Source organism: Nocardioides faecalis (assembly GCF_018388425.1).
In the GTDB taxonomy this organism is placed as follows: Bacteria; Actinomycetota; Actinomycetes; order Propionibacteriales; family Nocardioidaceae; genus Nocardioides; species Nocardioides faecalis.
On record NZ_CP074406.1, the window covers coordinates 3,601,796 to 3,613,664 of the forward strand.

Genomic DNA, 11,869 nt, shown 5'->3' on the forward strand with positions numbered 1-11,869 from the left:
GATGGACATCTTCTCCATGACCGGAGCGGCGTACCTCGTCGCCTCCCTGCTGTTCATCCTGTCCCTGGCCGGGCTGTCCAAGCACGAGTCCGCGCGCAGCGGCCTCACCTACGGCATCGTCGGCATGGGCGTCGCCCTGGTCGCCACCGTCGCCACCGTGATCGACGTCAGCGACCTGCTCGACCGGCAGGCGCTGGTCATCACGCTGATGCTTCTCGCCATCGTCATCGGTGCCGCGATCGGCCTGTGGCGCGCGAAGATCGTCGAGATGACCGGCATGCCCGAGCTCATCGCGCTGCTGCACTCCTTCGTCGGCCTCGCCGCCGTCGCGATCGGCTGGAACGGCCACATCATCGGCTCCCACGAGTCCATGGCCAGCCTGGTCAACATCCACGAGGCCGAGGTCGCGATCGGCATCTTCATCGGCGCGGTCACCTTCACCGGCTCCATCGTGGCCAACCTGAAGCTGTCGGCGAAGATGAAGTCCGCGCCGCTGATGCTGCCCGGCAAGAACCTGATCAACATCGGCTCGCTGGTGCTGTTCGCGGTCCTCACCGCCATCTACGTCTCCCTCGACACCCACACCGCCAACGGCGACACCAGCGTCGGCGCCACCATCCTGCTCGGCGTCATCACCCTGGTCGCGCTGGCGCTCGGCTGGCACCTCGTCGCCTCCATCGGCGGCGGCGACATGCCGGTCGTGGTCTCGATGCTCAACAGCTACTCCGGCTGGGCCGCCGCGGCGTCGGGCTTCCTGCTCGGCAACGACCTGCTCATCGTCACCGGTGCGCTCGTCGGCTCCTCGGGTGCGTACCTGTCCTACATCATGTGCAAGGCGATGAACCGCTCGTTCATCTCCGTCATCGCCGGCGGGTTCGGCATCGCGGCCCCCGCCGGGGCCGACGTGGACTACGGCGAGCACCGCGAGATCCAGTCCGACGCCGCCGCCGAGCTGCTCGCGAACGCCTCCTCGGTGGTCATCACCCCCGGCTACGGCATGGCGGTGGCGCAGGCCCAGTACCCCGTCGCGGACCTCACCGCGAAGCTGCGCGCCAAGGGCGTCGACGTCCGGTTCGGGATCCACCCCGTCGCCGGCCGCCTGCCCGGACACATGAACGTGCTGCTCGCCGAGGCCAAGGTGCCCTACGACATCGTGCTCGAGATGGACGAGATCAACGACGACTTCGCCGGCACCGACGTCGTCCTGGTCATCGGCGCCAACGACACCGTCAACCCCGCGGCGTCCGAGGACCCCTCCTCCCCCATCGCCGGCATGCCGGTGCTGGAGGTCTGGAACGCCAAGGACGTGATCGTGTTCAAGCGGTCCATGGCCGCCGGCTACGCCGGCGTGCAGAACCCGCTGTTCTTCCGCGACAACAGCCAGATGCTCTTCGGCGACGCCAAGGACCGCGTCGAGGACATCGTCCGCGCCCTGGGCTGAGCCCCGAGCCACCCCGCACGAGGGGCCGGTCCCGCACGGGACCGGCCCCTCGTCGCGTCAGCGGAGCACCCCTCGCCTCAGAGCAGGACTTGCGCGACGGTCTCGTAGCGCGGCGTACGGCGCGGCCCCTCGCCGAGGTGCGAGGCGACGAGGGTGACCGAGTCGAGCGACCACGACGGTCCGGCGTAGGTGTCCAGCAGCCGCACCCAGCTGGTCATCTCCATCGGGCGGCCGCCGGTGCGCGCGACGGTGACGTGCGGGCGGAACCGTTGGCCGTCGACCGCGATGCCGCTGTTCACCGCCGCGTTGCGGGTGCGGACCGCGAGCGTGCCCAACAGGTCCAGGTCCGCGGGCGCCCCGGTGGCGCCGACGGCGAGCACCCGGGCGCGGCTCACGTCGGGGAACACCACGGCGCCGGCCAGCGACAGCTCGCAGGGCGCCAGGTCGTCGAGGGAGGTGGCCAGCGTCTCGACGTACGGCTCGAGACGGCGGGTGGGGACCTCGGCCATGAACGCCAAGGTGAGGTGCAGCTGCTCGGGCCGGGTCCAGCGCAGGTCGGCGGCGGCGCGCCGCGGCTCGAGGAACGCATCGAGGTGCTCGATGGCCTGCGGCGGTGGCACGACGGCGGCGAAGAGGCGCACCACGCTCAGACCTGGGTGCCGATCAGCAGGCCGATGCCGTGGGTGACCGCCATCGCCAGCGCACCGCCGAACACGTTGCGCACCACGGCGCGCTTCACGGAGCCGTACCCCAGCCGGGCGCTGATCCAGCCGGTACAGGCCAACGCCACGATGACGGCCGCCACCGTCACCGGCACCCGCAGGTCCGCCCCGACCAGCAGGATCGTCAGCAGCGGCAGCAGCGCCCCCAGGGTGAACGCGGCCATCGAAGCCAGCGCCGCCTTCCACGGGCTGGTCAGCGCCTCGGGGTCCAGCCCCAGCTCGACCTCGGCGTGCGCGGCGAGGGCGTCCTTCGCCGTGAGCTGCTCGGCCACCTGCTGCGCCAGGTCGGGGTCGAGCCCCCGCTCGACGTACAGGCCGGTCAGCTCGGCGAGCTCCTCCTCGGGGTCCTCGCGCAGCTCGCGACGCTCCAGGGCGAGCAGGGCCTCCTCGGAGTCACGCTGCGTGCTGACCGAGACGTACTCACCGGCCGCCATGCTCATCGCCCCTGCGACGGCCCCCGCGACGCCGGCGACCAGCAACGCCGAGCTCTCGGCCGTGGCGCCGGCGACGCCGAGCACCACGCCGGCCGTCGACACGATCCCGTCGTTGGCCCCGAGGACGCCGGCGCGCAGCCAGTTCAGCTTGTCGCCGATGTTGCTTCCGTGCGGCTCCTGCGGGTGCGGGCCACCGGCCGACACCGCGGCGCCGTCCGCCTCAGGGGTGCTCACCGGTCCATCATGACCCGTGAGCGGACCGGCGCGGTGAAACCCGGGTGCGGGCGATGAGTCGGGTCCGCCAGGATGGTCTGCACGGCGGCGGACCCCACCAGGGGCCGCGGCGAGAGAGCATGGAGGAACCGATGATCCGAGCACGAGGACTCGTGCATACCTTCCACACCGGTCAGGGCAAGCAGCGCCGCGAGGTGCAGGCGGTGCGCGGCGTCGACCTGGACGTCGCCGAGGGCGAGGTGGTCGGCTTCCTCGGCCCCAACGGCGCCGGCAAGACCACCACGCTGCGGATCCTGACCACGCTGCTCAAGCCGACGGCGGGCACCGCCACCGTCGCCGGGTACGACGTCGCGACCCAGCCGGTGCAGGTGCGCCGCAGCATCGGCTACTGCTCGCAGGTCGGCTCGACCTTCTCCGGCGCCTACGCCGGGGACGAGGTCGTCGACCACGGGATGCTCTACGGGATGTCCAAGCGCGCCGCGGTGGCCAAGGGCCACGAGCTCTTCGACCGGCTCCAGCTCGACGGGCTGTGGCGGCGGATGCCGAAGAACATGTCGGGCGGGCAGAAGCGGCGCCTCGACATCGCGATGGCGCTCATCCACTCCCCCTCGCTGGTGTTCCTCGACGAGCCCACCACCGGCCTGGACCCGCAGGCGCGGATCAACCTGTGGCAGCACATCGCCGACCTGCGCACCAAGGAGGGCGCCACGATCTTCCTCACCACCCACTACCTGGACGAGGCCGACGCCCTGGCCGACCGGATCGTGATCATCGACCGCGGCGAGATCGTGGCCAGCGACACCGCCGACAACCTCAAGGCCGCCGTCGCCGGCGACCTGGTCGACCTGGAGGTGGCCGGCCCCGAGCAGGTGGCGATCACCCGGGACAAGCTGGCCTCGATCAGCGCCGACGTGGTGGTCGAGGGTCACCACGTCCGCGGCCGGGTCCCCCGGGCCGGGCGGGCCGTGCCCGGGCTGCTGCGCGACCTGGAGGGCGCCGGCGTCGCGCTCGAGTCCATCGAGGTGCTGCGCCCCACGCTCGACGACGTGTTCCTGACCCTGACCGGGCGCTCGCTGCGTGACGCCGAGGCGGACGCGGCTGTGGCGGACACGGACTTGGACGCAGGGGGCCCGGGTCCGGACGAGGGCGGGCCGGGTGGGTCACCGGCGGGCGCTTCCGCCGCCACGGAGGAAGGGGTGTCGGCATGACGCTGTTCGTGCGCGAGTCGTGGATCGTGTTCAACCGCCAGCTGCGGATGAACCTGCGCAACCCGGCCTGGGTGATCATCGGGATGCTGCAGCCGGTGCTCTACCTGCTGCTGTTCGGGCCGCTGCTGAAGCCGGTGATCTCCCAGCTCGGCGGCAACCACTACACCTGGTTCGTGCCCGGGATGCTCGTCCAGCTCGGCATCTTCGGTGCCTTCTTCGCCGGCTTCTCCCTCATCGGGGAGTGGCGCGAGGGCGTGATCGAGGCGGAGCGGGTCACCCCCGCGCACCGCTCGGCACTGCTCGTGGGCCGGCTCGGCCGGGACCTGCTACAGCTGCTGGTGCAGGCGGTCATCCTGGTGGCGCTGGGCACCGCCATGGGCATGGAGGCCTCCCCCGGCGGGATCGTGGTCGGCGTGCTGCTGACGTTGTTCCTCGGGGGCGGCTGTGCCGCGGCCTCCAACGCGCTGGCGCTGATGACCAAGTCCGAGGACGTGATGGCGCCGATGATCAACGTCGTGATGATGCCGGTGCTGCTGCTGAGCGGGATCCTGCTGCCGATGAGCTTCGGGGCCGGGTGGCTGGAGCGGCTCAGCGACTTCATGCCGATCCGGCACATCGTGGACGCGGTGCGCGACGCGTTCTTCGGCGACTTCTCCGTCGCCATGCTGTGGGGCGTGGGGTGGACCGCGGTGCTGTTCGGTGCGGCGGTGTGGTGGGGCACCGCGGTGTTCCAGAAGGAGAACGCCTGACGGCTCGCTCTCTCCCTGTACGTCGGGAGGGTCTGCCCGTCGATCAGGCCGTCGAGAGCACCACGCGCAACGCCCGCACCAGCACCTCGTTGTCCGCCCGGTCGCGGACGGCGACGCGCAGGTGCGGGCCGAGGCCCCCGAAGCCCGGCTTGCCCGCGCAGTCCTTGACCAGCACGCGGTGCTCGCGGAGCAGCCGGGAGGCGACGTCCGTGCCGCTGGCGCCCGTCGTCACCTCGCACAGCAGGTAGTTGGCCTGGGAGGGCAGCACGCGCAGCCCGTCGGTCGCCGTGAGCTCGGCGGTGAGGTGGTCGCGCTCGGCGCGCAGCTGCTCGCACGCCTCGACGTACTCGGCCTGGTGGTGGCCGATGACCTGCAGGAAGTACTCCCCGACGGAGTTGACGTTCCACACCGACAGCCGCCGCGCGACTCGGGCCAGGAGCTTGGCGTCGCGGGTGGCCAGGACGCCCAGCCGGGCGCCCGGGACGCCGTAGCTCTTGCTGATGCTCTTGACCACGACGGCCGCCGGGTGGGCGTCGAGGACGTCCTGGGTGAGCAGGCTGGTGGCGTGCGCCGGGTCGGCGAAGTCGACGAAGGACTCGTCCAGGAGCACCCGCTTGCCGGAGCGTTCGGCTCGGTCCAGCAGGGTGAGGACCTCCTCGGTGCGCAGGCACCGGCCCGAGGGGTTGTCGGGGTTGACCAGCACCAGCAGGTCGACCCGCTCCAGCAGGCGCAGGTAGTGGGCCAGGTCGGTCTCGAAGCCCCCGCCGGGGCCGCGGGCGGTGATCACCTCGGCGTGCGGGAAGCGCTTGACGTACTCCTCGAAGGTCGGGACCGTCACGCCGACGGTGCGGGCCTCGACCTCCTCGCCGAGGGCGACGATGAGCTCGGCGGCGCCGTTGCCGACCAGGAAGCAGTCGGGCTCGCCGCCGAACATCTTGGCGCCGAGGTGGCTCTGCACCGCCGAGCCGGAGGGGTACTCGGTCAGCAGGGTCTCGAAGGAGCGGGCGAGCTCCTGGCGCAGCGCCGGCGTCGGGAAGTAGGGGTTGACCAGGTAGCAGTAGTCCAGGAGGCCGGGGAAGCGCCAGAACCCGCCGTGCCGGCGCAGGTAGTGGTCGTAGCGCACCTCGGTCGGGGCGAAGAGCGTCTCGGCGATCTGGTGGTCCTGGACGTCGTCGATCTCGTACCAGGCCTCACCCTCGAGCGGCATGCCGACGAGCCCGTGGTGGTCCAGGCCGGCGATCACCCGCAGCACCTGCTCGTAGTAGTCGTTCGGTCCCACCGAACGCACGTAGGCCTCCAGGAACGGCAGGTAGCTGTCCTTGATGAACTGCTGGGAGAGCTTGTAGATGTTGACGGTCTTGAAGTACTGCCCCATCGCGGAGCCGTCGACCAGACGCTTGGGGACGAACGCCTCGATCACGTCGTCGCGGCCGAGGGTGACCATCGTGCCGTCCATCCAGGGCTGGTACGCCGCCACCGCGGCGACGTCGGGCGCGGGGTGCGCGAGCAGCCGCTCGATGATCCGCGGCTCGAAGATCAGGTCGCTCTCCAGCAGGAGGGTGTCGTCGGTGGCGAACTCGCCCGCGGCGAGGTAGAGGGAGTGGATGTTGTTGGTCGTCGCGTGGTCGACGTTCTCGACGTACGTCACCGGGACGCCGCGGTAGGCGGAGCCGACCGCGTCGCGGACGCCCTGGCCGTGGTGGCCGACCACGATCACGACGCGCTCGATGCCGTGCTCCACCAACGCGTCCAGGCTGCGCTCGAGCAGCGTGCGTCCGTGCACCTCGACCATGCACTTGGTGCGGTCCCTGGTCAGCCGCCCCAGGCGCCGTCCGACCCCTGCGGCCAGGATGAGTGCCTGCACGTGCGACCTCGTCTCCCCCGGGCCTCTCCCCCGGCCGCTCCCGGCCGTGCCCTCCGCGCAAGTGAAGGCGAAGCAGGGCGGGCGAGGCGCCCGCCGCCGGGCAATAACCCGCAATTTGGTGACTCGTGAGCCGCCCCCGCCGGGTTCGCTGGGGTCTCGGATCGGCCCGACCCAGCACGGAGGTGTGAGGACCATGCCCGTCGCCCCGCCCGAAGCGGGACGCCAGCTCACCGAGCTGTGGACGTTCTTCGCCGTCGACCCCGTCGGCGTGCCGCTGGCGCGGAGGCTGGCGCGGGTCCCGTGGGTCACCCCGAACCGGCTCACCGCGCTCGCGCTGCTGCTCGGCGTCACCGCCGCCGTCCTCCTGGGGACCGGCCACCCGCGCGGGGCCGGGGCTCTCTTCCTGCTGCGCTACTTCGTGGACTGTCTCGACGGGACCGTCGCCCGGATGCAGGGGACCTGCTCCACGCGCGGGGCGTTCGCGGACCTCGGCGCCGACATCATCGGCGTCACGGCCGGGTACGCCGCCCTCGGCTGGTACGTCGTGGAGCGTGGCGACCTCGCCGCCACCTGGGCCTTCGCGCTCCTCGGCGCGCTCGGGCTCTACAACTGGCTGCTGGGCCACCGCAAGCGGCTGGCCGCGGAGGCCGGGCTGGGCAGCGGCGGCTCGGCGCACCGGTGGCGTCGCTCGCGCGGCCCGGTGGGCCGGTGGGTCGCCTTCTGCGACGCCCGCGGGGTCTCCGCGGTCCCGTGGGCGGTGGAGATGGAGATCGCCACCCTCGGCCTGGCTCCGCTGCTGCTGCCCGCGAGCCTGCTCCCGGCGGCGCTGCTGACCGCACTGGCCTTCTACGTCGTCGCCGACCTGCTCAACGCCCGTCGGGTCTGGCGGGTGGCCGCCCACCTCGACGCGGCGGCCTGACGGCTCGGGCGCGCTCTGCGCGACACCTCTGCGCGGCGCCGCCGGTCAGCCGAGCGACTCCAGCAGGGCGTCGATGTCGAAGACCTCGTCGGCGGCCGGCGCGGTGATGTCCACGTCGCGGTCGAACTCGGAGAACTCGAAGAAGTCCACGTCGCTCTCCTCCACCTTGAGCAGGTAGTGCGGCTCCGCGACGCGGATGTGCAGCACCTCGCGGTCCGCGCCCTCGGTCTGCTCGACCTCCGCGACCTCCTCGCCATCGACCTCGCCGGTGCCGAGCAGCACTGCCGTGGCGTCCTCCCGGCCGTCACGCTCCAGGAACTCGTCGAGGTCGCAGAACGACTCGGTGGAGGTGAGCAGGTCGTTCTCCTTCACCCACCGGTCACCGATCAGGTCGAGCACCCGGTCCACGCCGTCGGTGCCGATGACCCCGCGCCAGTAGGCGGCGTCGGCGCGCAGGTAGACGTTGTCGTCCACCCGGCGCACCTCCGCGACCCCGCCGGAGCTGGTCGCCGTCATGGTGCCCTGGCAGTCGCCGCGACTGGTCGCGACCACGTCGACCTCGACCGGGTCGCCTCCGTCGTCGAACTGCCCGGAGATCCGGGCGGTCTCCAGCACCACCATCGCCATCTCCGAGGCGCGCACCATCTCCTTCGGCTCGCTGTCCAGGAAGTCGCGCTCCGGGTCGGGGCGCTTCGTGGCGGAGCCGCCGTCGACCACCAGCGCCACCACGACCCCGGCCACGAGCGCCGTCAGCGCCGCCCCCGCGGCGGCCAGCCACCGGCCCCTCGTCGTACGACGTCGGGCGGGCGGGGGGCGCAAGAACGCCGGGGGCGGCGGCACCGGCACCGCGGCAGCCGGTGGAGCGGCAGGCGGAGCGGCCGGCCGAGCGGAGGGGCCCGCCGGAGTGGAGGGGTCCGCCGGAGTGGCCGGTCCGACGGCCGGGGGGATGGTGGGCGGCGGCGCGATGGGCTCCGGGGTCGGCGCGGCCGCACCGGGGACCCGGGGCGGGGTCGGCCGGGACCCGGGACCGGGGGCGCCGGGACGCTCGGCGGGCCGCAGCGCGGTGCTGCCGGGGCCGTCCGGAACCGCGGCGCCGGGGGTGACGGGCAGGCGCAGCGCGGCCTGCAGGTCGGCGCCGAGCTCGGTGGCGGTGCGGTACCGCTCGGCGGGGTCCTTGGCCATCGCGGTGCGCAGGATCCGGTTGGTGGCGTTGACCATCGGGCTGGTGCCGGCGAGCTGCGGCACCGGGTCGTGCACGTGGGCGGCGATGACCTGGTAGTCGGAGGTGCCTACGTAGGGCGGGGTGCCGGTGAGCGCCACCCACAGCACGCAGCCGAGCGCGTAGATGTCGCTGCCCGGGTTCGCCCGGGAGCCGCTGTGCAGCTCGGGGGCCATGTACGACGGCGTGCCGGCCGCGGTCGCGCTGAACCGGGTGGCCTCGGCGCTCATCCGCCGCGCGATGCCGAAGTCGGCCAGGTAGGCGCGCACGGAGCCCGGTCGCCGGCGGACCAGCACGTTGCCCGGCTTGATGTCGCGGTGCACCAGGCCGGCGTGGTGGGCGTCGCCGAGCCCGCTGGCCACCTGCTCGATGATCTCCAGCGCCTCGACCAGGCTGGGGGTGCCCTCGTTGCGGATCAGTGCCCCGAGGTCGCCGCCGCTGATGAGCTGGGAGGCGATGTAGAGGTGACCGTCCTCCTCGCCGTGGGCATAGACGGCGACGACGTGGGCCGACTCCAGCGAGGCCTGCGCTCGCGCCTCCCGGGTGAACCGGGCCCGGAACTCCGGGTCGTGGGCGTAGAGCGGGGCGATGACCTTCAGGGCCACCTCGCGGCCGAGGTTCTCCTCGCGGGCGCGGAACACCACGCCCATCCCGCCCTGGCCGAGCTGCTCGAGCAGCAGGAACCGGCCGATGCGCGAACCCGGGACGGGTGCGCGCGCGGCGCCGGGAGGGGAGGACACACGACTGTTCTACCCGAACTCAGGCGCCGGACCGGGCAGCGGACTACTCCCCGACCGCCCCGGTCAGCGACGGGTCTCGGATCGCGCCCGCCGGCGGGGGCCCTGCGTCGCCGGTCTCGCGGAACCCGTGCCGCTGCCACCAGCGCGCCAGCGGGGCGGGGGCCCACCAGTTCCACGACCCGAGCAGCTTCATGGTGGCCGGCACCAGCAGGGCGCGCACGACGGTGGCGTCGATGAGGATCGCCACCAGCATCCCGATGCCCATCATCTTCATGAACACCACCCCGGAGAGGCCGAAGGCGCCGATCACCACGGCGAGCAGCAGCGCGGCGCTGGTGATGATCCGGCCGGTCTTCTGCACCCCGGTCTGCACGGCGAGGTCGTTGCGGGCGCCCGGGTCGGCCAGGGCGGCACCGGCGTCCCACTGCTCGCGGACGCGGGAGAGCAGGAAGACCTCGTAGTCCATGGACAGCCCGAAGAGCACCGCGAGCATCACGATCGGCTGCGTGATGTCGACGAACCCCTGCGGGGTGAAGTGCAGCAGCTCGTGCAGGTGGCCGTCGCTGAAGATCCACGCCACGACGCCGAAGGAGGCGGTCAGCGAGAAGGCGTTCATCAGCACGGCCTTGAGCGGCAGCACCACCGACCCGAAGGCGATGAAGAGCAGCACCAGCATCACCGAGACCACGATCAGCCCCATCAGCGGCAGGTGGTCGCCGATGGAGTCGACGAGGTCGACGGTGTTGGCGGTCATCCCGCCGACCAGCGCCTCGCCGCCCTCAGGTGCGGCCACGGCGCGCAGTGCGGTGACGACCTGCTGGGAGTCCTCGGACTGGCTGTTGCCCTCCCAGCTCACCCGGACCAACGAGACGTCACCCTCGGCGGCCACGGGCCGCACGTCGGTGACGGCCGCGACCTCCCGCTCCACCCGTGCGGTGTAGGCCGCGAGGTCGGCCTCGTCGGCGCCGGTGACGATCACGTTGGCGGTGGAGCGCTCGGGACCGAACTCGGTGTTGAGGCGCTCGGAGGCGACGTAGGAGGGGGTGTCGGCGGGCAGCACCCGGTAGTCGACGCTGCCCCACTTCACCCCCAGGAACGGGGAGGCGACCACGAGCAGCAGCACGACCACGCCGAGCGCGACGACGACCGGGCGGCGCATCACGCCGCGCGCCAGCCGGGCCCACGCGCCGTCGTCGGACTCCACGGCGCCGGAGCGCCGCAGGAACGGCACCTGCAGCGCGTCGATCCGGGTGCCCAGCAGCACGAGCGCGGCCGGGAGCACGGTGAGCGCGCCGACCATCGCCACGAGCACCGCCGCGATGCCGCCGTAGCCCAGCGACTTCAGGAACGTCTGCGGGAAGACCAGCAGCGAGCTCATCGCGGCCGCCACGGTGAGGGCGGAGAACGCGACCGTGCGCCCGGCGGTGGCCATCGTGCGCACCATCGCCGCGCCGACCTCCTCCGGGGTGGCGGCGATCTCCTCGCGGAAGCGGGAGACCACGAACAGCGCGTAGTCGATGGCCAGCCCGAGCCCGAGCAGGGTGACGACGTTGGGCGCGAAGATGGAGACCTCGACGAGCTCGTTGAGCCCGGAGACGGCCGCCCGGGCGCCGAGCACGGCGACGACACCGACCAGGAGCGGCATCAGCGCGGCGACGACGCTGCGGAAGATGATCAGCGAGAGCAGCAGCACCACCGGCAGGGAGACGAGCTCGGCGCGCAGCAGGTCGGTCTTGGTCTGCTCGGTGACGTCGCTGTAGACGGCGTACTGCCCGGCGAGCTCGACGTCGAGGGAGGTCTCGGCGGCGGCGTCCTCGACGGCGGGGCGGAACCGGGCGAAGGAGTCGCCGAACTCGTCCTGGGAGGTGCCGGCGAGCGAGATGTAGGCGAGCGTGGCGCGCCGGTCCTTGCTGAGCATGCCGGGGTCGTCGGTGTCGTACCAGGTGAGCACCGAGACGACGCTGTCGCGCGGGGCGGCGGCCAGCGCCTCCTCGACCTCGCTGCGGAAGGCGGGGTCGTCGGCGGGCAGCGTGTCGCTGGTGAAGATGACGACGGCGTCGACGGAGCGGTTGCCGAAGGTGGCCCGCTCGATGTCGAGCTCGGCGACGGCCTCGCTGCCGGGGTCGTCGAACCCGCCCGTGGCGAGCCGGTCCTCCAGGCCGATGCCGGCGACGCCGGCGGCTGCGGCCAGGCCGAGCCCGATCAGCAGGACGGCGACCGCGCGTCGTACGAGCACGGCGGCCCAACGCTCGAGCATCTGGTCTCCTCGGGAGCAGGGGGAAGAACCATCAGTGAACGGCGTAAACAGTAAACGGTGTAAACTCCTGGCCGCAAGGAAG

The 11,869-nt window shown here is 72.4% G+C and carries 9 protein-coding genes; 4 read left to right on the plus strand and 5 right to left on the minus strand.

What is annotated here, in order from left to right; all coding sequences use genetic code 11:
* Position 1: 1 nt before the first annotated feature.
* On the plus strand, positions 2-1,441 hold the full coding sequence (pntB, locus tag KG111_RS16920) for a Re/Si-specific NAD(P)(+) transhydrogenase subunit beta (protein WP_205289918.1): 1,440 nt from the start codon (positions 2-4) through the stop codon (positions 1,439-1,441).
* Between the two features lie 77 nt (positions 1,442-1,518).
* Here pntB and thpR read toward each other — a convergent pair whose 3' ends face one another.
* Positions 1,519-2,085: an RNA 2',3'-cyclic phosphodiesterase gene (gene thpR, locus KG111_RS16925; protein WP_249666194.1), complete on the minus strand. Its 567-nt coding sequence runs from the start codon at positions 2,083-2,085 to the stop codon at positions 1,519-1,521.
* Between the two features lie 2 nt (positions 2,086-2,087).
* Entirely contained in the window at positions 2,088-2,831 is a 744-nt protein-coding gene (locus KG111_RS16930; RefSeq protein WP_249666195.1) for a VIT1/CCC1 transporter family protein, read from the minus strand.
* A gap of 131 nt (positions 2,832-2,962) precedes the next feature.
* Between KG111_RS16930 and KG111_RS16935 the strand changes: the two genes are divergently transcribed.
* Positions 2,963-4,039 (plus strand): ATP-binding cassette domain-containing protein, encoded by a 1,077-nt coding sequence (locus tag KG111_RS16935; protein WP_205289919.1) that lies wholly within the window; start codon positions 2,963-2,965, stop codon positions 4,037-4,039.
* Entirely contained in the window at positions 4,036-4,788 is a 753-nt protein-coding gene (locus KG111_RS16940; protein WP_205289920.1) for an ABC transporter permease, read from the plus strand. The genes KG111_RS16935 and KG111_RS16940 overlap by 4 nt, the downstream gene beginning before the upstream one ends.
* Positions 4,789-4,831: 43 nt before the next feature.
* On the opposite strand, the gene KG111_RS16945 is transcribed toward KG111_RS16940, so the two are convergent.
* Positions 4,832-6,652: an aminotransferase class I/II-fold pyridoxal phosphate-dependent enzyme gene (locus KG111_RS16945; protein WP_205289921.1), complete on the minus strand. Its 1,821-nt coding sequence runs from the start codon at positions 6,650-6,652 to the stop codon at positions 4,832-4,834.
* Between the two features lie 193 nt (positions 6,653-6,845).
* Here KG111_RS16945 and KG111_RS16950 point away from each other — a divergent pair, with 193 nt between their 5' ends.
* On the plus strand, positions 6,846-7,571 hold the full coding sequence (locus tag KG111_RS16950) for a CDP-alcohol phosphatidyltransferase family protein (RefSeq protein WP_205289922.1): 726 nt from the start codon (positions 6,846-6,848) through the stop codon (positions 7,569-7,571).
* Positions 7,572-7,616: 45 nt separating this feature from the next.
* Here the strand turns inward: KG111_RS16950 and KG111_RS16955 are convergent, their stop codons facing one another.
* Together KG111_RS16955 and KG111_RS16960 are read right to left on the minus strand one after the other, a co-directional pair.
* Positions 7,617-9,530: a serine/threonine-protein kinase gene (locus tag KG111_RS16955; RefSeq protein ID WP_205289923.1), complete on the minus strand. Its 1,914-nt coding sequence runs from the start codon at positions 9,528-9,530 to the stop codon at positions 7,617-7,619.
* A gap of 43 nt (positions 9,531-9,573) precedes the next feature.
* Positions 9,574-11,787: an MMPL family transporter gene (locus KG111_RS16960; RefSeq protein WP_205289924.1), complete on the minus strand. Its 2,214-nt coding sequence runs from the start codon at positions 11,785-11,787 to the stop codon at positions 9,574-9,576.
* Between the last annotated feature and the right edge of the window lie 82 nt (positions 11,788-11,869).